We start from the raw sequence: 21,062 nt of genomic DNA on the forward strand, positions 1-21,062 counted from the left end.
ATTTGCTACTCACACAGTTTCAAACGAGATACGAGCAACGAACGACTAGATACGAATCTACGTACACACCTCCGGAGGACGAGTATCTCGCCCTGCTCCTTTGGTCATTTCAATCCTTGCCACTTGCTTCACATTTGCGCATAAATCTCTAAGCCCAGGCGTGATTAAACGGAACGGTCCACCCTTCTCAATCGGCAAAGAAGATCCATCCACTTCGTAGATCAAAATACCGTACTCCCGTGCTTGCGCTAAAGTCAGCGTGGCAGCGAATTGACCATCCAAAGCGTGAAATGTCACATGGTCCGCCTCAAGCTTTACTGTCGCAACATCCAAAAGGCCGCTCATCCTCACCCCACGACCTTTCATATTTGGCATGTGGACACTGACATCCGGCACCTGGGCTTCTGGCGAGATCTTGCTCAAGCTATGTATATCGAAAGTCAATCTTTGAAGAACCTCACCCTCAATAAAAAGCGTATCGATATTTGTTGAGTTTTGTGCAGTCATGACCTTCACCATCGCGGTTAATGATTCATTCACGGGCGTCGGGATGCCACATTCCTGACCTTTCCTGGCAATATACCCATTGAGATCATCGATTTCGGTAGGACGCCCTGCCTTCCAATCATCATACATGGACGTATGAATATCTCGCAGCTCTTGGGATGACTGCACGACTTTTTCAGCCATGCCGTCACCGAGTGGCACACCATGTCCCGAAGCGACCGTCACCACTTCCCGAACAATGGTCGAAATCACCGATGACATTTCAGGATGATCCAAGGCCTTCGCGACACAATCATTTAACAGAACGGTAAGTGGATTAAACACGCAATTCCAGCACATTTTCTCCCACTTGGCACGACGAATATCGGAACTGATCTGACAGGTAATGCCCGCGTCAGTCAGAAGTGCAGCTATCTGCTTCACTCTTAGTGTCTGATTTCCATCGAGTTCTCCAATTTTGAGCCCCCCACGCTTGTAATGTTCAATCACACCGGGCTCAATAATTTTGGAGTAGATGTATGCCACTCCTCCAACAATACGTTCCGCCCCAAACCGTTCTGCCAGTGAATCCTCAATCGTCACGCCATTTTGAAGAGTCAATATTGTGGTATCAGAACGCATCACCGGTTCGATCTGATGACAGACCGCATCAAGGTCGTAAGCTTTAACTCCTAGAATAATAAGATCAGGAGAAGGGAGTGCTGTCGGGTCAGAAGCCAGGTATTTCGGATGAACAGAAAAGGTCCCGAAGAGCTGGCTTCGCACCATCAGGCCATTTGCCTTCACGGCTTCAAGTGTTTTCGGTCGAAGTAAAAACGAGACATTTGAATTCTTTTGGGCAAGTTGAGCACCAAAGAACCCGCTAACTGACCCCGCCCCAATGATCATGATCTGATCCATCACGTAACCTTTCTTGAATGATTTTTACGACGTGAACTCTCAACTGCCTGCATCAGCACTGCCCGTACCGGTGAGGCTTCGGCTCCGGCCAATCGCAGGGGAAACCCTGAAAATAGATATTCACCTACAGGAACATCTTTTAAATTCAGACAGACATAGACGGGAATACCAGCTCGAGCAAAGACGGTATGAGCTGGAAAGCCTGTTTCCTCTTCGTACGGATCAAGACTGTAATAGTCAAAGCCCACAGACAGCGGTTGAAGCGCGCACAACAATTCTGCCGCATCTGGCGACACGGTGCAGTACGTTGAGGAAAATGTATCACGTTGGAGCAATTCAGAATTCCTGGTCTTTAGAAACATATGATGTCGTTGAGGTATTTTCGCCGCCCGCAAATCTTGTGATGCGATGACGTCACAATCAAGATATTCATATACGACAGCCGGCCCATGAAATCGTCCCAGACGCAATTCATCCAAGGTTTCTCCATCTCCCAAGAAATGCGCGGGGGCATCGACATGTGTCCCGGCATGACAGTTCATGGAAAGATGGGACGCCGTTAGCACATCACCTCTTTCAATATCCGTTTCTTTTTTGAATATCGGCAACGAATCACCAGGGTACCGCAGAATCTTTTCAGTGAGGGGTAACGTGAGATCAAGCATGTCAGACATATTATGAATTGGCTTTCTCCCGCCATTCACCTTGACGGTCTCAGGAATCATGATTGTGAAAAATTTTCATTCATGAGAGTATCACCATCTAGAGAAGTTCTAAAGTATTTTGAATGGACAAATTGACATATGAGCCTCCTTGATATTCGAGAACGGATCAGCAAGGCGCGGTCAGTCGCCGTTCTCACTGGCGCAGGTATTTCGGCGGACAGCGGAGTCCCCACGTTCCGGGGAACAGATGGGCTATGGAAAAATTTTCGTCCAGAAGAACTGGCATCATCTGATGCCTTTGAACGAGACCCGAAGCTGGTTTGGGAATGGTATAACTGGCGGAGAGAATTGTTATGTACAAAAACGCCGAATCCCGCCCATGAGGCGTTAGCTCAACTTGAGAAGCAAATTGAAAACTTTTGGCTCATCACTCAAAACGTCGACGGTCTCCATCGTGCGGCAGGATCGACGAATGTGTCAGAAATTCATGGCAACATCTGGAAAGTCCGCTGTACAAACTGTGGAACCATAGCGCCTAACCATGATGTCCCCATAGACATTCTGCCACATTGCCCAAACTGCCAAGGTCTCTTGCGGCCACACATTGTGTGGTTTGGAGAATCCCTGGCACAGGAAGACCTGGATGCTAGCTTTCGAGCCCTTCGAAATTGCGAAATTTTGTTGATTATTGGAACATCAGGCGTTGTCTATCCGGCGGCATCCTTTGCACCCATTGCCAAAGAACATGACGCCTTCGTCGTGGAATTTAATCTCGACCCCACACCAAATTCGGACCTCGTCGATGTTTCCTTCCAAGGCCGTGCAAAAGACTTAGTCCCACTCTTGCTCCCCATCTCTAGCAAATAATCAGCAACCTGGCTTCCACCGCTTGTTTCATTCGTTTCTGCGGTTGAGTGTTCTACGGATGACCTATGTACACGGTTTTGCCCGTGATCGAGTGATCCAGACATTCAAAGGCAAATAGCTAAGTAGGAGAGAAAAGGGGTTACTGGAAATCCCGCAACTCCCGCCTGATGATCCGGGTAGGCCGCCAACCTCCGGACTTTCCACAAGCAAAGGACTCTACCAAATAAGACACGCATGACATAGCCTTACTAAGGGATCAAGAATTTCAGACGTTCTCCTTACGAACGAACTGACACGTGATCACTGAGAATACAGAAATTCGCACACTACCCAATCCTTCAGTTCGATGCCCAACCTTCCTCCGAGCCTTGCTCGCACTTACGACTATCAAATTTATCTGAGGCTTTGTCGTTGAAACGCCCATGACTCATGCCATATCACCCCTTTTCTTGACTGGTTATACGGAAGTCTGTTACGTTTTTTTGTCTAGGTTCTATCTCCAAAAAGCATGGAGTTTTCAATGCAAATCAGCATAAACGGTAAACCAGAAACAATTGACGCAAGCACGGTTTCTGATGTCCTCAAAGTGAAGGAAATTGATCCACAACTTGTTGCGGTCGAGTTAAATACTGAAGTGATTGAGCGAGAACACATGACAACCACCACAGTCAAAGATGGCGATAAATTGGAGTTTTTGTTTTTTATGGGTGGCGGTCAGTGAACGCACTCCGGTTAACTCACATTACAGAAGGTATTGGATCGACCCCGTTGGTTCGATTGAATCGTCTCTCCCCCCCTGGAGGAGCGACGATTTATGGAAAAGCTGAGTTTTATAACCCCGGCGGTAGTGTCAAGGACCGGATCTGCCTCAATATGATTGATGAGGCGGAGAGTCAAGGTCGGCTCAAACCAGGCGGAACGATTGTTGAGCCAACCAGTGGAAACACAGGAATCGGGTTAGCATTAGTCTCGGCAGTCCGCGGCTATAAATTGATCCTCGTCATGCCGGAAGGGATGAGTCTGGAGCGAGCCAGTCTCTTGTCCTCTTATGGGGCACAGCTGGTTCTCACGCCAGCTCGAGAAGGAATGCGGGGTTCGATTAAAGAGGCTGAAAGCATTTTAAGTCAAAACCCAGAATATTTTATGCCTGATCAATTTTCCAATCAGGCAAATCCTGCTGTACACAAAAAGACGACGGCCCCAGAAATTTGGGAAGCACTCAATGGGAAGGTCGACGCGTTTGTTGCCGCGGTTGGAACCGGTGGAACGATTACCGGGTGCGGAGAATATTTTAAGGAACACAATCCCTCAGCCAAGATTATTGCCGTAGAACCGACCGGCTCTCCGGTTCTATCAGGAGGAGAACCAGGACCGCATCGAATCCAAGGAATCGGGGCTGGCTTCATTCCAACAGTACTGAATCGTACGATTGTGGATGAGATTATGACGGTGTCAGATGAAGAGGCCTATCAATACACCAAACAATTGGCGAAAAAGGAAGGGCTCTTGGTCGGCATTTCAGCAGGAGCCAATGTCTTTGCGGCACAAAAAGTTGCTGCGCAAATGCAACCGGATCAACATGTGGTCACCGTTCTATGCGATACGGGTGAACGGTACTTAAGCATGGAAAAATACTTTAATATTTAATTGACACACATCTGAACTCCTGCAGTACGGAAAAAGATCAGGAGCACATCGCAAAATATCGCCGAGTACAGACATGGACTTTTCTGAAGATCAAATCAATCGATACAGCCGCCACATCCTTCTGCCAGAGGTCGGTGGCAAGGGACAGAAAAAACTTGCCAACGCCAGAATTTTTCTTGTCGGAGCCGGTGGACTTGGGTCACCTGCCGCGTTATACCTCGCAGCCGCCGGCATTGGTACGATAGGATTGATTGACAGCGATGTCGTCGACTTATCAAATCTGCAACGTCAAATTTTACATCACACATCTGATGTGAATCGCCCCAAGGTAACCTCCGCCAAAGAAAAAATCCTGGCGTTAAACCCAGACGTCAATGTCGAAGTTTATGAGGACAGACTGACTTCTCGCAATGCATTGGAACTCATCAGTCAATATGATGTCATCATCGATGGCGTCGATAATTTCCCTGCAAAATTCCTGATGAACGATGCCTGTTTTTTTGCGAAAAAACCCCTGATTCATGGTGGCATTCTTCGATTTGACGGACGAGTGTTCACAATTATCCCTGGGCAATCTGCCTGTTTTCGTTGCATATTCAAAGAACCACCCGCACCTGGCCTTGTGGCCACATGTCAGGAGGCTGGAATCATCGGTGTCGTTGCCGGAATCATTGGCATGACACAGGCTACTGAAGCCCTGAAACTCATCTTGGGCATTGGAGAGCCTTTGACCAATAGAATATTAGACTTTAATGCACAGACAACCACCTTTAGGGAAATTCGTACCAAACAAAACCCGAAGTGCCAGCTCTGTGGGCCAAAACCAACGATCACAGAATTAATTGACTACGAGCAAGAAGCCTGTCAACTGCAACCCCCTGCTGGCATCAGCGTCTCGTAATATTACCCACACCCCCTAAAGTGGGAGGATAGTTTTATGGCTAAAATGAAATCACTCGTTTGTCGCGAATGCGGCAAGGAATATCCAACCAAAGACATTCATGTTTGTGAACTCTGCTTTGGCCCATTGGAAGTCAAATACGACTATGATGAAATCAAGTCTTCCATATCACGTGAAAAAATTGAGGCAGGTCCGAAAAGCCTTTGGCGTTACATTGACCTACTGCCTGTCGAAGGACAGCCCACAGTTGGAAAATACGCCGGGCTCACGCCATTAGTCAGGGCTCATAACCTAGGCGCCTATCTTGGCATTGACGAACTCTACATCAAGAATGATTGTGTGAATCACCCCACGCTTTCCTTTAAGGATCGAGTAGTTGCCATTGCCTTAACCCGTGCGCGTGAGTTGGGATTTGAAACGGTCGCTTGCGCCTCCACGGGAAATTTAGCCAATTCTGTTGCGGCACATGCCTCATCTGCCGGCATGAAATGTTACGTCTTCATACCTGGCGATCTTGAAGCCGCTAAAGTCCTTGGGAATTTAATTTATCGTCCCAATGTCATCGAAATTGAAGGGACCTACGACGACGTGAATCGGCTTTGCAGTGAAATTGCCGGAGAACGACGATGGGCCTTTGTCAACATCAATGTTCGTCCGTATTATGCTGAAGGGTCAAAAACTCTGGCATTCGAGACCGCAGAGCAACTGGGATGGCGCGCGCCGGATCAAGTTGTGGTCCCCATGGCTTCTGGTTCCCTTTTGACAAAAATCTGGAAGGGCCTCAAAGAGTTTGAAAAACTTGGCTTGATTGATCAAGTCGCGACAAAAGTCAATGGAGCGCAAGCCGAAGGATGTTCTCCGATTGCAACAGCCTATAAAAACGGGCGAGATTTCTTTAAGCCGGTGAAGCCGAATACCATTGCAAAATCTCTGGCAATTGGAAATCCAGCTGACGGATATTATGCGTTAAAAACTGTTGCAGAAAGTCATGGTGCTATGGACTCTGTGACTGACGACGAAGTCGTTGAAGGCATTAAGCTTCTGGCTCAAACGGAAGGAATTTTTGCTGAAACCGCTGGAGGAGTAACCATTGGCGTGCTCCGCAAGCTAGCCAAACAGGGCCTCATCAAGAAACATGATGTGACTGTGGCCTATATAACCGGCAATGGACTAAAGACACAGGAAGCGGTAATTGACTCTGTGGGACGTCCAATTCGTATCCAACCGAGCTTGTCTCACTTTACTAAGAAATTTGAATTAGAGGAGCCGGCATGACCAAAGTTCGCATTCCCACCCCGCTTCGACCAAAAACTGGCGGAAAAAGCGAGGTAGAAGTTCAAGCATCGAACATTTCTGAGATGATTGAAAGTTTAGAAACGTCGTATCCAGGGATTAAAGAACGGCTCTGCGATGAAACCGGAGAAATTCGTCGTTTTTTGAACATTTATTTAAATGAAGAAGACATACGTTTCCTTGAAGGGAAGAATACACCGCTGAAAGACACGGATGAAGTCTCGATTATTCCCGCCATCGCAGGAGGGACATAATGGCCAAATTACGATTCCATATTCGATACCCAGAAGAGAAAATTCCTGACCCTATTCTCTATGAAATTGGACAAGAGTTTAAAGTCATGACCAGCATTCGCCGAGCCGACGTTCGTGAAACAACCGGGTGGCTCGACGTCGAGTTTACGGGAGAGGTTGATGAAATTGATCGAGCCATCTCGGGACTTCGCGACAAAGGATGCATTGTTGATCCAATCGAACTTAACATTGTGGAGTAGGAACCGCACACGTGGAATTCACTGACGAACAAATTCAACGGTATAGCCGACATATCATCTTGAATGATGTCGGAGGCAAAGGCCAACAAAAAATTCGAAACGCTAAAGTCCTGGTGATCGGTGCAGGAGGACTGGGATCACCGGCGGCGCTCTACCTTGTCGCAGCAGGGATCGGCACGTTAGGACTCGCGGACGGAGATGTCGTCGATCTTTCAAATCTTCAACGTCAAATTCTTCATACGACCGATCGAATCGGGACATTGAAAGTTGAGTCAGGCAAAACCATGCTCTCTGCCCTGAACCCTGACGTCCAACTCAACCTCTATACCGAACATGTCAATGCAGAATCCATTTCCAAGCTGATTCAAAATTACGATATCGTGCTTGACGGTTCGGATAATTTCTCAACACGGTTTCTGGTGAATGATGCGTGCTACTTTGAGAAAAAGACGCTGATCTCAGGAAGTATCTTTCGTTTCGAAGGACAACTCGCAACCATTAAACCTCATGAAGGCCATCCGTGTTATCGATGCTTGTATCCTGAGCCCCCTCCAGCTGGACTGGTACCCAACTGCCAAGAAGCAGGTGTGCTTGGAGTCCTTGCCGGAACAATTGGTGTCCTCCAAGCCAATGAAGCCATTAAGGAGATTTTAGGCCTTGGCGAATCCCTTGCGACTCGACTGTTGCTATATGATGCGCTGGATATGACGTTCCGAAATGTGAAACGTCCTAAAGCGCCAGATTGCTCACTGTGCGGCCCCAACCCATCGATCACAACACTCCAAGAGTATGACGTGTCCTGTAGTATCTAGTTATTGTCCATGCTGACCATTCCTGCGGCCATTGCTGAAGATATGATTGCTCACGCACGTGAACTCACGCCTCATGAATGCTGCGGCATCCTTGGTGGAAAGCTTGAATCCGTCTCTCAGCACTATCGTATTACCAATATTCTCGCAAACCTATCGGAAGATGAATTGACTCGATTCGATGCGCCTAAACTCTCCGACCTGAAGCAACTTTCCCCGGAAGAACGTGCTGACATTGCCTTTCAAATGGACTCGCACGAAATGGGAAAAGCGTTGCGGGATATTCGAGAGCACGGCATCAGCCTTCAAGCATTTTACCATTCCCACACCATGAGTCCGGCTCGCCCATCGCAAACCGATATCACCATCGCAATGGAATTTGAAGGCTATCGTGAAAAACTTAATCTTCCTGAACCCCTCCACATTATTATCTCGCTCCTGAATATAGACTCGCCTGATATTCGGGCATTTCGTATTCGGAATCATGAAGCGACTGAAGTCTCCACCACTGTTTCCTAAATCCGTTTTTTTCTTCTAGAATTCATATAAATTCTTCATAAATACCGCAAAACTTTATAGACTTACGCGATCGTAGCCTGACATAATAAGCATCCTCAGAAGGTCAACTTAGCTGGAGGCATTCTTTATGGTTACCCCATTCCGAACTTGGTGCATTCGGATTCTTTTTCTTGTTATTATCGTGTCCTTACTAACAATTCCTATGGTGGTCGTCGCGTCGCAAACCCCCGGAGATACGAAAAGCTATTACAGTCCGATTGTTCGTATTGAAATGGAAAAAGGCTTTATCCTCATCACGACCGATTCAGGCATCCTCTGGGTCCAAGTTGAAGATCACGTCAAACCTCACCTTAAAACATTAAGCCTTGGGGACATGATTGACGTGATGGTTGAATTTCGACCTGACAATTTACCTCCCCTTCTCAAGACCTGGAAACTGGCAAGGAGTCAGTCTCCGTGTAAATTGTTTGACGGGAAAACCTGCCAAAAACAATGAAACTATCAAAAATCTAAATGTGTGATCATGATGGAATGAGTACTCATGATAAGAACATTGAAATATTCAAAATATTACGCTCATTGAATTACTTAACAGCTTGGTGGAACGGATGTTCCACCACCCTCCCTAAGAGCTTCGCTCCAGAAATATCCCACTAAATAGTGCCTACGGCATTCGCCGAAACGGGTGTTGCTGACAGAAAAGCTGAAAAAACTTCACAAAATTTGCAGTCGCCGTCTGATCTAAAGCCGATTGTTACAACCTCTCGAAACAGATTAATCGTCAAAAGATGGTTCGGTTTAAATCGATATGAAGCACAAAAAACAATGCCAAAATTTTTAATCACAGACGCATCTGACACCGGGAAATCGTCCATTACAGAAGGACTTTCCATCAAAGACTTTGCGACGCGACCTGAAATTGGCAGAGGATTATTCGCGAACAGATAACGACTTACCTGATAGCATAGAATGACCAAGAGAAACTACCTAGGAATGAGATAGGACGACATAAGACAGTAGATAGAGAAGGGAAAATTTATAAACGTAGGCTAGAAAAACGAGAGAGATCGAGAATAATTGCTTCTTCATGGGCCTCTCCCACGAGGCTTTCAAAAAAACTGACCGTATTCGGTATGGTGTAGTCTACAGGCTCAAATAAGACATCAAGCGTTCTCGGGGCGAGAGAATAAGATGGGTAACGACGATCATAGATCATGCCAAACGGCGGAATACTATAGACAGTTCGATAATTACTCAGCATAAAGTGGAACTGTTGTTTCTGAATAAAAACCGACCCTGACGTGACTTCTCGCGTCGTCGCATTCAACGGTCGGCTGAGATAAAACGTCACAACTTCTTCTGGAACGACCAGCCGTAGCGCCTTTCCAATATGTTGCGTAAGAAACGCCACTTCTTTTTCCGTAAAAGCCGGCAAAATCGGAGCCTGATCCATAAACAATAACAGGAGAGCGGATCGGGTTTCCCTAATTAATAAACCTTTGAATATTTGTGTGAGTTGCTCTTCTGTTAAATGCGTTGGATGTGCATGCAACGTCTCAGGCTCATCTGAGTGCGCAGTGGGAGAAAGTTCAAGCCGAACAAAGGAAGCGGGGTCTTCATACACCACACGAGAATACAACTGAGGCGCCGCACAGCCTCCAGTAAGGAAACAGCACAGCACCCCAAGCAGAATTAAACGGTTAGCCATTGGCTTGCGAAATGGATATCGTCATTTCGACACGCTCATGCGGATTATCTCGATCATCTCGTTTCATGTCAACAATCCGATCAACCACCTCCATACCACTGACGACCTCTCCAAAGGCCGTATATTGACCATCGAGAAAATTCGCATCCGCCACACAGATAAAAAACTGTGACCCGGCACTATCAGGATCTTGAGCCCGTGCCATTGAAAGTACGCCCCGTTTGTGAGGCTGTTTGTTAAACTCCGCAGCCACTCGGTACCCAGGACCTCCAGTCCCATGAGTGGTACGATCAGAACTCTTACTGTTCGGATCACCGCCTTGAATCATAAATCCTGGAATCACTCGATGAAATGTCGTACCATCATAAAATTTCTCATTGGCCAATTTCACCATATTGCTTACATGTTTGGGAGCAAGATCGGCATAAAACTTCAGTTGAATATCGCCCCACGCTTCGCCATGACCCGATACCGAAATGATCGCTCGTGTGTGTTCGCTTACTTCTTCTACGTTACTCATGCATGACCCTTTCTCGCATATTAGAAATGACAATGACCGATAAACTTAAAATGGCCCAGACCTCAGGGTTTGTTGCCCCAATCCTTGACTGATATTGACCCAGTTTGTTCCCCTGTTATCACTTCGGAAGGCCCCGGCACTCGTCCCAGCATACAACACACCATCTGGTGTCAGCATCAATGTTTCAATCGCCATTTCTGTTAACCCGGTATTCTTCGCCTTCCACCTTCGACTTTTTTCATCGAGTTGATAAATACCTCGACCGGTCCCGACATACAATCCGGAGTCATCCGAGACTATGCCTCGGATCGAATCATTGGGAAGCGTTCGACTGATGGTATGCCAAGTAGCTCCTTGATCAGTACTTCTAAAGATCCCACCGTCTTGGGTGCCTAAAAAAATATAATCCTTCTTTCCTGTCGCAACAATTCGTAGAAATCGATGATGCAAGCGTTCCTTCGGATCAACCAATTCTGATGACTTTCCTTGCCACTTCGATGCGGTCTCGCCGCTGACATCATATCGAAACAGCCCTTTCCCCGCAGTCGCGGCAAGAAGAATATGATCCTCAACCATGGCCATACTGGCGATCAATAATTGATCCAGTTCATCGGCGATCGCGCTCCATGTTTGCAGGGACTCATTCCATCGATAAATTCCGCGTCCGGTTCCTGCAAAGATACCATTGGAATTGACGAGCAGAGACTTCACTTCAACGCGCTTGAGTCCTTGACTTATCGTTTCCCACTGCTGGCCATCGGCGGTTGTCCGAAAGACCCCACCACGAACCGTTCCAGCATACACCCGCCCTTGCGCATCCGCAGCTAAACAGAGAAGAAAACGATCCGATAAACCTTCATTCATGGATTCCCATGATTCACCTTGATTGTCACTACGAAACACACCAGTCCCAAATGACCCCGCAAACACGACGCCGTTTTTGGTCATGGCTAGGGCCTGCACACTTGGGGAAAATGCCTCTCCCTCTTGATCAGACGAATCTCCATGTATGCGAGGCGTCGACTGCGTACGTGCAGCATCCCAAGAAAACCCTAATAGGGAAAAAGAAAGGAGCGTACTGACCGCAAGACTGAGAAATATATCCGATAGCTGGACAAGCCGATTGTAGGCGGTTCGTATCATTCGTCCCGTCCTTCGTTTGGTGGAACGACTGTGGCTGAGGAAACCGATGGCACGACCTCTTCATCGTCACTTGCTTCTTCAGAAGCATGGGCGGCTGGCCTTGGTTGCCAAAACACTTTCGCTCCGATGATTCCAATCTCATAGAGGACAATGAGCGGAACAGCCATGAGAAGCATTGTAAAGAGCGTTGCATCCGGAGTGATGATGGCAGAAAGAATCAGCGCGATCATGGCTGCATGTTTTCGATATTGGACTAGCATGGCTGGGGCGACGAATCCGGCCCGAGCCAGCAGTGATACGACTAATGGAATTTCAAACGCAAACCCGAAAGCCAAAAGAAACTTCACGTTAAAATCAACATAGGTTCCGACGGCTAATTCCGGACTGATGGATCGATCCATGCCAAAGGAAACAAAGAAATCAATGACCAGGGGCAGGATAATCAGATTACAAAACACAAGCCCAAGCACAAAGCACGCCAGTCCTAAACAGAAGAGTGGAATAGCCCAACCCTGCTCTTTTTTGAGTAACGCTGGTTCAATGAATTTCCAAAACTGGTAGAGAATGACCGGAAAACTCGCGACAATTCCCGCTAAAAACGAAATCTTAATGGATGCAAACAGGGCTTCAGCGGGGGAGTAAAAAATGAGCGTATCTTCAAATGGTCGTTTAAACCAATCTATCAACACGGGAGAATAGGAAAACGCGATCATAAAGGCGACTAACACCGTCGCCCCGATGATGATCAGTCGTCTTTTGAGTTCTGAAACGTGTCGATTTAACGGATGAGCAAGGGTGGGCATAATAGCATTGCAAGGGGAAGAAGGCGTAAGGCCCATGGAAGGCGACCAACACTCCATGGACCTCTTAGATTCTTAAGAAACGGCTACATCACACGAATCATCTCGATGTTGACGGACCAACCAGGCCATACGATCTTTTTTCCCCAACTTTTCCTTCTGTAATTGTTTCTTTAAGGTTTCCTCTTGCGGAGTCAGGACATGATTTTTGAGCAACCCTTGTAGTTCATCATCAAGTCGCTGATGAGCTTCCTCTAATTCACGAAATTCCGAGTTAGAGGCTCGAAGCTGTGCCGCAATTTCTTCGTCTGTCACCATGAGAACCCTCCTTATGTTGAGTAATTCATGAAAAAGACGAGGCCTCCTGTTCCTCTAAAGACTCGCGAGCACTAAAAGGTAATTTCTCAGGGTTCTGCGCTCGGTAGGACGAGAGGCTCCAGTGCCATAAGCATAGCATCCTCGATAGGATTCGTATAGTAGTGACGTCGCGTCCCGTATGAGGTAAACCCAAAACGACCATAGAGCGTTTGGGCGGGATAATTCGACTCCCGAACCTCCAGGAGCGCACGTTGAGCCCCGTAACTCACGCCCATCTCCATGATTTTCTTTAATAATTCTGAGCCGACCCCTCGCCGCCTCATATCAGCCTCAACCGCGATATTCATAAAACGTAGTTCTTCAAAAACGGTCCATGCACAAATATACCCAACCATCCGTGGTGTTGAGGGCGTATCGTGTGAGGCTTGATTAGAAGCGTCCGCACAACAACGCGCAACAAATATCAGACTAAATTCGTTGCCACTCAACTCAGCTTCAAATGATTTTCGAGACCATGGCACTGTAAACACCCTACCTTCAAGAGCTTCCAATTCATCAAGATCTTCAAGCGATGCTTGAGAAATTGAGAGATTACTCACATCTCGTCCCTTGTTCATGGTTGAGCCTGACTCTTGCTTCTTTGAGGTTCAGCATATGGAGGGAGAATATAGCGCGGCGCTATTCCAACTTCTGCCACATCACCACATTCAAATCGTTGAAGACTCGCCAAACCGACACTCACCGCACTCGTCACATGTACATCCGACGGTGCGGAACTGAATAGCGTTGACTGCTCAAGAATAGCTTCCTGGTAATGAAGCCAGCCTTCTCCAAAACCCAAAGCCGGCTCCTTCAGTGATTGAACCATCTTTTCAATCGACCCGACTTGATCATCCGTTACACGTACCAGCTCTCCTGTTTCCCACCGAAACCCCGCCCAATAGATCTCATTCGCCCTAGCTTTAAGCATGGGATAGACAAGCTTATAGTCTGTCCGAGCATTCCAGGCCATCGCTTCAAGTGTCGGGACTGCCACAAGGGGAACATCAAGCGCAGCGCGAAATCCAGCCATCGCTGCTAACCCAGCTCGTAACCCGGTAAATGATCCCGGGCCAATTGAGACGGCAAGACCAGAACAATCGCTAAGTTTCAGTTGAAGAGAACCGAGTAAATCATCGATAGTGGGGATAAGCCGTCGCGTATGAGAACCTTGCGCATCAAGACTACGAGCCCCCAGGACCTGTGAGCCTTCTAAGACGGCAACACTTTGTTGGCTTGTCGCCGTTTCAATCGCAAGAATTCGCATAGCCTAATGAGTTTCCGGAGGATAGTCAGAGCACGAGGGAAACCGTTCCGGCGTCACGCGTGTCATAGTCTGGTATTGACGGCGAGCTCCTGGAACGTCAAGGTGACTGATCCAGATAACCGATCATCTTCGGCTCTGATCTGAAACGGGAGATGAATCGTCGATTCTGAAGAGTCTATCAGGATAGAAACCATCCGAAAGTCCTGACATGCAATGCTCATAAGCATCTCCTCTTCTTGATCTAAATATTCAACATACAGAATATCATAGCGTTGCTTATCCACCCAAAGACGCGTCAGAGACACATCACCATCTGGGTGTTCCTCGTCAGTAATGGTTGGGATGTCTAGACGAAACCCTCTGTCATCTTCATACACGTGTAGACGATCAAGGGTAAGGCCCGGGATCTTTCCGAGCACGACATCCATGGCACGTAAACTCAAACCAACGACGCGTCCAATATCTCCGGTTCTCCCTAGTTCCTGAATTTTTCCTGTCGTAAAACGACCACTCGCCGGCATCATTAACCGATAGGCATCATCTTCTCGTATAAATTGAAAAAAGGTCCCTCCAACTGGGGTTAATCCTTTCAAGCGAATCGAGTTCGGTCGTGTATAAAACACCACCCCTGGTAAGGTCTTAGAAATCGGCAGAATTGATCCGGTAATCGAAGCCTGAAACAGTCCTTTGAGGTTTTGAATACTGGCTTCCTTTAGTTTTAATGCCGCAAGAATGTCACGGGATTTCTGATGAGACACTGTTTGCTCTGGTTGAATGGCAATCGTTGTACAACCTTCAAACAGAAGGCTTCCCATGAGCAGACAGAGTGCACACCTCCACCACGGGCTCGATGGCCAACCACCTCCACGATCCATATCAGGCATCAGCCATCACCAGATCAAACGCACCACGAATTTCTTGAATGCCAATCATTTCCATACCTGAAATCGGCTTCCATTTCTTCAGGTTTCCTACCGGGAGCAAACAGCGTTCAAAGCCCAGCTTCATGGCTTCCCGGACTCGAACTTCGACCTGATTGACGGGGCGAACTTCTCCCCCAAGACCAACTTCCCCCAGAACAATCGTACGGGGATCTATCGGACGATCGCGAAGGCTTGAGACAACGGCCACGACAATACCCAGGTCCATTGTGGGCTCATCGATCTGCAGACCTCCAACGATATTGATATACACATCCTGACCAGACAGATGAAGCCCGAGACGTTTTTCCATGACAGCTAAAAGTAGAGCCACGCGATTGAGTTCTATCCCATTCGCCATCCGCTTCGGCATGGCATAACCGGTCTCAGCAACAAGAGCTTGCAACTCGACGAGAATCGGACGAGATCCCTCAAGACTCGACACGACGACCGATCCTGTTCCCTGTTCCGGACGGCCACTTAAAAATAACTCTGACGGATTATCGACTTCGGTCAACCCACCATCATTCATTTCGAACACACCAATTTCATTCGTTGCCCCAAATCGGTTTTTCACTGCACGAAGAATTCTGTAGGCATGTCCCTTCTCACCTTCAAAATACAATACCGTGTCAACAATATGTTCAAGCAGGCGAGGTCCGGCTATGACCCCTTCTTTTGTGACATGGCCAATAAGAAATACGGGAACCCCTGTCCGTTTGGCATACCACATGAGCTGGCAGGCCACTTCCTGGACTTGGCTGACACTCCCTGGGGCGGAGCTGATCTCTTCGGTAAAAACGGTTTGAATCGAATCAACAACCAGTGCTTGGGGCTCTAGCTCCTTGGCAACTTTGAGAATTTCCTGCAGTGAGGTCGCGGCATGAATATACAGCGATGGACACGACACATTGAGTCGATCACCACGCATCTTGATCTGACGAACAGACTCTTCACCAGAAACATAGAGAACATTGCCATTTCCATAACTCAATGAAGGGAGCGCCTGAAGTAATAAGGTCGTTTTTCCAATGCCAGGATCTCCACCAACCAAAATCACTGAACCCGGGACAACCCCGCCACCTAAGACCCGGTCTAACTCCCCAATGCCTGTCGGCAGACGCATCTCTTCTGTTCCATTGATGTCCCCAATGGGGATGGGAACTTGTGTTTCAATGCCAACACCAGCAGGACGATTCGCCCCGGCCTTTCGAATGATCTCCTCTTTCATGGAATTCCATTCGTTACAGTCTGGACATCGGCCACTCCATCGCGGAGCTTGGTAGCCACACGATTGGCAACAGAATGTCGTTTTCGTACTCACCGTTTTTCTAGACATAGCTGATCAGATTAAATGAATAGTTCGATTCAACGTCAAGGAGGAGATATCGGAAAAGAAAATGTTTGGATAACCGACTCACAAATGCCGACGAACCTTTTTCCATCCCGTCACAATATTGGCCCGTCTTGGAAATGTCTTCTTACTGTCAGTCTCTTGAATTATGACGGTTTGAATGCGACGCTCGACTAAGACTTCTGCAAATTCAACCGTTCGACCAATACCGGCAGAAACATTTTCCCAGCCGTCTTCATCCAGTTTCTCAAGAAATGCGATAAAGGCTTTGGGACCAGGTTGAACCATCATGGGGATTCCCGCTGGAAAGCGATGTTTCCTCAACCATGAACGCACAACTTCATTGGATTCAACACTTGATCGATACACATAGACGAGGTTGTAATAAAACTCCCCTAGTTTTTCGAGTTCAAATGTGGCATCCATTTCAGGTTCGGGCAAGAGGTTGCGTCCCAACGGTAATTGGATGAACGACTTCCCCATCGCCCCCTGAGCATCCGGCGGCAGTAACGCGCCGAGGTCAACTAGGAGAATTGGTCTTCGTCTCTCCCAAACCGCGAGTAACCCCGTTGCCTGTTGATCTGAGACACGAGGACTTTCACGCACCTGAGCTTTGACCGTCAAATTCCCGCGAAGTCGAGGGGTATATTCAAGATACGCGTACCCATCCCCACCTGTCATTGCCTGTCCCATCAATCGTTTTTGAACAAAAAAGTCAATATTTTCACCACCCAGCCCAATTCTTTTACCCAACAAGCCATCACGAAAGAGAAAAGCTTTCAATTGGGTGGGTTTTCCCGGCAAAACCAGGACATCTTCGACAAGAAGATTTGCGTCTATCCGTTCTCCGTACGCCAGCCCCCCCAACGCTGCGGTCCATGGCATCAACATGACTGCGACCAACAATACGATCCGGAACATGCTGCTGAGATTTCGTGTCAAATCCACCATCACCAAGGTCTCCATACTTATTCAAAATAAGCCACGACCACGTTTCCCGAATGAGAACGCATCAAAAGCAGCAAAAATAGCAAATTGAATGTAAATCCACGTAGCCACATGCCAGTAGTATTCACCAATGACAATCAACACAATTGATATGACGATAAACCAATATCCTCGCGAAATATCTAAATACAGATGCCCCAATCCGGCAATCACGGAGAGTGTGGCTGCCCCAATTCCATGCCATGTTTTTTCACGTTCATCTTCAAGTTCGGACATGAATTTCCCCTCAGGCAAATGATCAATCATGGATGTCCAGCAACATTACCATGTGCCTCGCAATGAGTTCTAGGCATGAAAGAACCTTCGCTATGCATTCACCGCTGACGACGGCAAAACCTGATCAACTGAATCAACGAAATGATGTGGGAAAGAAACAGGGAGGAAACTAGCCGAGGTTTCGTTTTCGGAGTTCTTCGGCATAGGTTTTACGGTATAACACATCCCATTCCTGAGATCCCTCTGGGATGGGACGGGAGTACGATTCTAACTTGGCGCGAACGGCTTGAGTCATCTCTTGCTCAATTTTCATCTCTTCATTCAGCACCCGCTTGATTTCCTTTAACACAGCCGTTGACTCTCCCTTTAAATTGGCATCGCGGCTGGTCTGAAGAAACTTGAGAATCATATGGGCTAAATGCGTTTGCTTCTCATCAGAGAGTAGTGGCGACATCATCATCTATTAATTCCTAGAGAACCAGCATGACAAGCGATTACACACAATACGCAGCACTGGGTTACAGAACAATACTACGCTCTCGAACCAACTTTTGTTTGACCATTGTGAACATTTTTTGATAATCCGCTTTCCCGCTCTGAAATTCCGCATCAAACTTCTTCAGTAGCTCACGGACTTCTGCATTCAATCGATCTTCGACCGTGAGTTCTTCGGTAATGGCATGTTCCAGGGCTCGTACGAGAGATTCCGATGGGCCGATTCCGTCCAAATGCTTCTGAGACTGAAGTCGCTGAAGAATTTTTAAAGCAATCGTATGAACACGTTCTTGGTTTAAACGCATGACAACACTCAGGAAACCGGTTCAACTTTAATGGTCGTGGCACCCATAGCTTCCCTGAAACTTTTCGCATCACCGATAATTTTCCCAACGACATTCACACGATCAGCCGGAACAGGATCTTCCCCAATACTCATCGGAGTCCGTCCGAAAAATACGGCAAACATCTCGCCAACTCCCCAAAAAGCCACATCACCCACTTTTACCTGCGTTGTCGCCGTCTCTCGGTGGTCTTTCACGCCCGGGACCTTACAATAAAACTCCTCACCCCACATATTAACTGAGGTTTCAATCGGCAATGCCTCATAAATTGCCTGAGCCGTTCTCGTTGGTTTAAGATCCGCTTCTAGCTTGACACCGCCAACCGATATTCGAATACGTCGTGCTTGCAACTCCATAATGATCATCCTTACCGTTGAATAATTGAACACAAGCGAATGATTTTGAATGTAGCGTGTCCTTTCAGTGAAATCAAGGTTCGTGCAGTCTACAGGCAATTCGTGAACAACTCACGTTCTTGACAAATGCATGTCAGCATAGAAAACTCATTTAGGTTAAAATGCTCACAACAAACAATATGACCTGATCTGCGTCGAATCATCACGCGAGAATGCAACTCCTCTCATATCCAGCCATTTCGAAATCCAACCAGCTGCGTAATTTCGACGAGATCACAATGAGTTCCACCCTTGCAAGAGCATTTTCTACGAAGGCCTCACTGTCACCATGCTAGAATCATCTTTTATCTTCCTTGACGGTATTGGCGAATCCACCGAACAGCGCCTCTGGGATCAGGGGATTGACACCTGGCAAACCTTCATAGAATCTTCGAGGATTCCTGGCATTCCCACAGCTCGGAAAGCGTTGTACGATGCTGAACTGAGAACAGCCCACTATCACCTTGAACGTGGCAACGCGAAATATTTTGCCCAATGTCTCAAGGCCCGCGATCACTGGCGGCTCTTTGAAACCTTTCGGGAAAAGACGGCATTTCTGGACATTGAGACAAACGGAGCTCCAGCCGCCTCTGGCTATATTACCGTTGTTGGCATTTACGGTAAATACGGCATGACGGCACTCGTCCATGAGGATACCCTGACCCACGACCGACTTTGTGAGGAACTGGAACAGTATGATCTCCTCGTCACATTTTTCGGTTCCGGGTTTGACCTGCCCTATATTCGTACCAAGTATCCTCGTATTTCACTCGATCATCCGCATTTTGACTTGTGCTTTGCTGCCAGACGGCTTGGGTATAAAGGTGGGCTCAAACATATTGAAGGAGAGTTCGATTTGCAGAGGCCCTCTAACGTTGAAGGCCTGACAGGATGGGACGCGGTGCTTCTTTGGCAAGCTTGGTGTACTGGAGATAAAGATGCGGGGACTCGGCTTCTTGAATATAATGAGATGGACGTCAAGAATCTTGAGCCCCTTGCCGAACGTATCTTTGAGCAACTCAAACAGCGTTTTCAACCAGCAGTACTTCCTGCCTACATGAAACCAAGGACCAAGCAATCACGATGAAGTGGCAAGGATGGGGACAAACCGATATCGGACGAGTCCGTAAGGTCAACCAGGATACCTTTGCGATACATCCCACCTTGAATTTATGGATTGTGGCCGATGGGATGGGGGGACACGCCGGTGGTGAAATCGCCAGTCAATTTGTCATCGAGACAATCGGACCGTTCGTTGAACAACAGCAAGCCAATAAGAAATCATTGACCACTGAAGACCGCGAGCACCTGTTATGCGACGCACTCACAGCAACGAATCAGGCCATTCGAACCCATGCACGAGAATACCCCGAGTACTCAGGAATGGGCACGACGGCTGTCGTGTTACAGATAACAGAAGAAAATCCTTGGCAGGCAACCATCGCGCACGTTGGGGATAGCCGAGCCTATCTTATTCAAGACGATACCATAACCTTGTTAACCCGAGATCATAGCTTAGTGGAAGACCGTATTGATCTGGGCATTATTACACGAGACGAAGCACTCACCCACCCGCTTCGACACGTGCTCACAAAAGGACTGGGGATCGAATCAAGCGTTGAAGCCTCGGTCCAAACAAAACCACTTCAACCAACTGACAAGATATTACTATGTTCAGACGGATTGACCAAAATGATGACAGACGAGGAATTTTTTAACGTGATTCGTCAACATAATCATTCTCTGAAAGACGCCTGTCAGCAGCTCGTGGAAACAGCTAATCGACTGGGAGGAGACGATAATATTACCGTCGTCTTGGTTGGCGCAGAAACTTGAAAAAAACGTATATCGTTACTCGTGAAGCGTCGTTCGTGAAGCGAAAGAGCAGATTAAGATAGGTAAGATACGAAATACGAGCAACGAACGACGGGTTG

At 47.5% G+C, this 21,062-nt stretch carries 28 protein-coding genes; 12 read left to right on the forward strand and 16 right to left on the reverse strand.

The annotated features are described in order from the left end of the window. Nucleotides 1–57: 57 nt before the first annotated feature. Nucleotides 58–1,407: a 2-dehydropantoate 2-reductase gene (locus tag ACWQXP_RS05980; RefSeq protein WP_454061926.1), complete on the reverse strand. Its 1,350-nt coding sequence runs from the start codon at nucleotides 1,405–1,407 to the stop codon at nucleotides 58–60. Next, nucleotides 1,407–2,132, reverse strand: coding sequence for a cyclase family protein (locus tag ACWQXP_RS05985; protein WP_454061927.1), 726 nt, complete (start codon nucleotides 2,130–2,132; stop codon nucleotides 1,407–1,409). The genes ACWQXP_RS05980 and ACWQXP_RS05985 overlap by 1 nt, the downstream gene beginning before the upstream one ends. 78 nt (nucleotides 2,133–2,210) lie before the next feature. Between ACWQXP_RS05985 and ACWQXP_RS05990 the strand changes: the two genes are divergently transcribed. The 10 genes from ACWQXP_RS05990 to ACWQXP_RS06035 all read left to right on the forward strand — a co-directional run bounded on the left by ACWQXP_RS05990 (nucleotide 2,211) and on the right by ACWQXP_RS06035 (nucleotide 9,097). Next, complete coding sequence (locus tag ACWQXP_RS05990; protein ID WP_454061928.1) at nucleotides 2,211–2,939, forward strand: SIR2 family NAD-dependent protein deacylase; 729 nt, start codon at nucleotides 2,211–2,213, stop codon at nucleotides 2,937–2,939. A 520-nt stretch (nucleotides 2,940–3,459) separates the two neighbouring features. Next, a complete protein-coding gene (gene thiS / locus ACWQXP_RS05995; protein ID WP_454061929.1) occupies nucleotides 3,460–3,660 on the forward strand; it encodes a sulfur carrier protein ThiS in 201 nt (66 codons plus the stop codon). Further along, complete coding sequence (cysK, locus tag ACWQXP_RS06000; RefSeq protein ID WP_454061930.1) at nucleotides 3,657–4,586, forward strand: cysteine synthase A; 930 nt, start codon at nucleotides 3,657–3,659, stop codon at nucleotides 4,584–4,586. The genes thiS and cysK overlap by 4 nt, the downstream gene beginning before the upstream one ends. A gap of 73 nt (nucleotides 4,587–4,659) precedes the next feature. Next, complete coding sequence (locus ACWQXP_RS06005) at nucleotides 4,660–5,487, forward strand: HesA/MoeB/ThiF family protein (RefSeq protein WP_454061931.1); 828 nt, start codon at nucleotides 4,660–4,662, stop codon at nucleotides 5,485–5,487. Nucleotides 5,488–5,523: 36 nt separating this feature from the next. Beyond that, nucleotides 5,524–6,762 (forward strand): threonine synthase, encoded by a 1,239-nt coding sequence (thrC, locus tag ACWQXP_RS06010; RefSeq protein WP_454061932.1) that lies wholly within the window; start codon nucleotides 5,524–5,526, stop codon nucleotides 6,760–6,762. Next, nucleotides 6,759–7,034: a MoaD/ThiS family protein gene (locus ACWQXP_RS06015; protein ID WP_454061933.1), complete on the forward strand. Its 276-nt coding sequence runs from the start codon at nucleotides 6,759–6,761 to the stop codon at nucleotides 7,032–7,034. The genes thrC and ACWQXP_RS06015 overlap by 4 nt, the downstream gene beginning before the upstream one ends. Further along, nucleotides 7,034–7,273 (forward strand): NIL domain-containing protein, encoded by a 240-nt coding sequence (locus ACWQXP_RS06020; protein ID WP_454061934.1) that lies wholly within the window; start codon nucleotides 7,034–7,036, stop codon nucleotides 7,271–7,273. The genes ACWQXP_RS06015 and ACWQXP_RS06020 overlap by 1 nt, the downstream gene beginning before the upstream one ends. Before the next feature lie 11 nt (nucleotides 7,274–7,284). Then, the gene (gene moeB / locus ACWQXP_RS06025) at nucleotides 7,285–8,085 is read left to right on the forward strand and encodes a molybdopterin-synthase adenylyltransferase MoeB (protein WP_454061935.1); all 801 of its coding nucleotides are present in this window, start codon (nucleotides 7,285–7,287) and stop codon (nucleotides 8,083–8,085) included. A 9-nt stretch (nucleotides 8,086–8,094) separates the two neighbouring features. Further along, nucleotides 8,095–8,601, forward strand: a complete 507-nt coding sequence (locus tag ACWQXP_RS06030; protein ID WP_454061936.1) for a Mov34/MPN/PAD-1 family protein — start codon at nucleotides 8,095–8,097, stop codon at nucleotides 8,599–8,601. A 127-nt stretch (nucleotides 8,602–8,728) separates the two neighbouring features. Next, the gene (locus ACWQXP_RS06035) at nucleotides 8,729–9,097 is read left to right on the forward strand and encodes a hypothetical protein (protein WP_454061937.1); all 369 of its coding nucleotides are present in this window, start codon (nucleotides 8,729–8,731) and stop codon (nucleotides 9,095–9,097) included. A gap of 540 nt (nucleotides 9,098–9,637) precedes the next feature. Here ACWQXP_RS06035 and ACWQXP_RS06040 read toward each other — a convergent pair. From ACWQXP_RS06040 to ACWQXP_RS06105, 14 genes are all read right to left on the reverse strand, one after another. Further along, nucleotides 9,638–10,309, reverse strand: a complete 672-nt coding sequence (locus ACWQXP_RS06040; protein ID WP_454061938.1) for a hypothetical protein — start codon at nucleotides 10,307–10,309, stop codon at nucleotides 9,638–9,640. Then, nucleotides 10,302–10,829, reverse strand: coding sequence for a peptidylprolyl isomerase (locus ACWQXP_RS06045; protein WP_454061939.1), 528 nt, complete (start codon nucleotides 10,827–10,829; stop codon nucleotides 10,302–10,304). Before ACWQXP_RS06045 ends, ACWQXP_RS06040 begins: the two co-directional genes overlap by 8 nt. A 45-nt stretch (nucleotides 10,830–10,874) precedes the next feature. Beyond that, on the reverse strand, nucleotides 10,875–11,972 hold the full coding sequence (locus ACWQXP_RS06050) for a ligand-binding sensor domain-containing protein (protein ID WP_454061940.1): 1,098 nt from the start codon (nucleotides 11,970–11,972) through the stop codon (nucleotides 10,875–10,877). Next, on the reverse strand, nucleotides 11,969–12,775 hold the full coding sequence (tatC, locus tag ACWQXP_RS06055) for a twin-arginine translocase subunit TatC (RefSeq protein ID WP_454061941.1): 807 nt from the start codon (nucleotides 12,773–12,775) through the stop codon (nucleotides 11,969–11,971). The genes ACWQXP_RS06050 and tatC overlap by 4 nt, the downstream gene beginning before the upstream one ends. Before the next feature lie 72 nt (nucleotides 12,776–12,847). Continuing rightward, nucleotides 12,848–13,090, reverse strand: coding sequence for a YdcH family protein (locus ACWQXP_RS06060; RefSeq protein ID WP_454061942.1), 243 nt, complete (start codon nucleotides 13,088–13,090; stop codon nucleotides 12,848–12,850). Nucleotides 13,091–13,176: 86 nt separating this feature from the next. Further along, nucleotides 13,177–13,707 (reverse strand): ribosomal protein S18-alanine N-acetyltransferase, encoded by a 531-nt coding sequence (gene rimI / locus ACWQXP_RS06065; RefSeq protein ID WP_454061943.1) that lies wholly within the window; start codon nucleotides 13,705–13,707, stop codon nucleotides 13,177–13,179. Continuing rightward, a complete protein-coding gene (gene tsaB / locus ACWQXP_RS06070) occupies nucleotides 13,704–14,396 on the reverse strand; it encodes a tRNA (adenosine(37)-N6)-threonylcarbamoyltransferase complex dimerization subunit type 1 TsaB (protein ID WP_454061944.1) in 693 nt (230 codons plus the stop codon). Before tsaB ends, rimI begins: the two co-directional genes overlap by 4 nt. Before the next feature lie 62 nt (nucleotides 14,397–14,458). Next, a complete protein-coding gene (locus ACWQXP_RS06075; RefSeq protein ID WP_454061945.1) occupies nucleotides 14,459–15,280 on the reverse strand; it encodes a hypothetical protein in 822 nt (273 codons plus the stop codon). After that, complete coding sequence (radA, locus tag ACWQXP_RS06080) at nucleotides 15,273–16,655, reverse strand: DNA repair protein RadA (protein WP_454061946.1); 1,383 nt, start codon at nucleotides 16,653–16,655, stop codon at nucleotides 15,273–15,275. The genes ACWQXP_RS06075 and radA overlap by 8 nt, the downstream gene beginning before the upstream one ends. 78 nt (nucleotides 16,656–16,733) lie before the next feature. Continuing rightward, complete coding sequence (locus tag ACWQXP_RS06085; RefSeq protein WP_454061947.1) at nucleotides 16,734–17,621, reverse strand: hypothetical protein; 888 nt, start codon at nucleotides 17,619–17,621, stop codon at nucleotides 16,734–16,736. 21 nt (nucleotides 17,622–17,642) lie between these two features. Next, nucleotides 17,643–17,894 (reverse strand): hypothetical protein, encoded by a 252-nt coding sequence (locus ACWQXP_RS06090; protein WP_454061948.1) that lies wholly within the window; start codon nucleotides 17,892–17,894, stop codon nucleotides 17,643–17,645. A gap of 169 nt (nucleotides 17,895–18,063) precedes the next feature. Further along, complete coding sequence (locus ACWQXP_RS06095; RefSeq protein WP_454061949.1) at nucleotides 18,064–18,354, reverse strand: DUF507 family protein; 291 nt, start codon at nucleotides 18,352–18,354, stop codon at nucleotides 18,064–18,066. 58 nt (nucleotides 18,355–18,412) lie between these two features. After that, a complete protein-coding gene (locus tag ACWQXP_RS06100) occupies nucleotides 18,413–18,694 on the reverse strand; it encodes a DUF507 family protein (protein WP_454061950.1) in 282 nt (93 codons plus the stop codon). A gap of 8 nt (nucleotides 18,695–18,702) precedes the next feature. Beyond that, complete coding sequence (locus ACWQXP_RS06105) at nucleotides 18,703–19,089, reverse strand: cyclophilin-like fold protein (protein WP_454061951.1); 387 nt, start codon at nucleotides 19,087–19,089, stop codon at nucleotides 18,703–18,705. Nucleotides 19,090–19,417: 328 nt separating this feature from the next. Between ACWQXP_RS06105 and ACWQXP_RS06110 the strand changes: the two genes are divergently transcribed. After that, a complete protein-coding gene (locus ACWQXP_RS06110; RefSeq protein ID WP_454061952.1) occupies nucleotides 19,418–20,215 on the forward strand; it encodes a ribonuclease H-like domain-containing protein in 798 nt (265 codons plus the stop codon). Then, nucleotides 20,212–20,964, forward strand: coding sequence for a Stp1/IreP family PP2C-type Ser/Thr phosphatase (locus ACWQXP_RS06115; protein ID WP_454061953.1), 753 nt, complete (start codon nucleotides 20,212–20,214; stop codon nucleotides 20,962–20,964). The genes ACWQXP_RS06110 and ACWQXP_RS06115 overlap by 4 nt, the downstream gene beginning before the upstream one ends. The last annotated feature ends 98 nt before the right edge of the window (nucleotides 20,965–21,062 follow it).

The organism is Candidatus Nitrospira salsa, assembly GCF_965152625.1.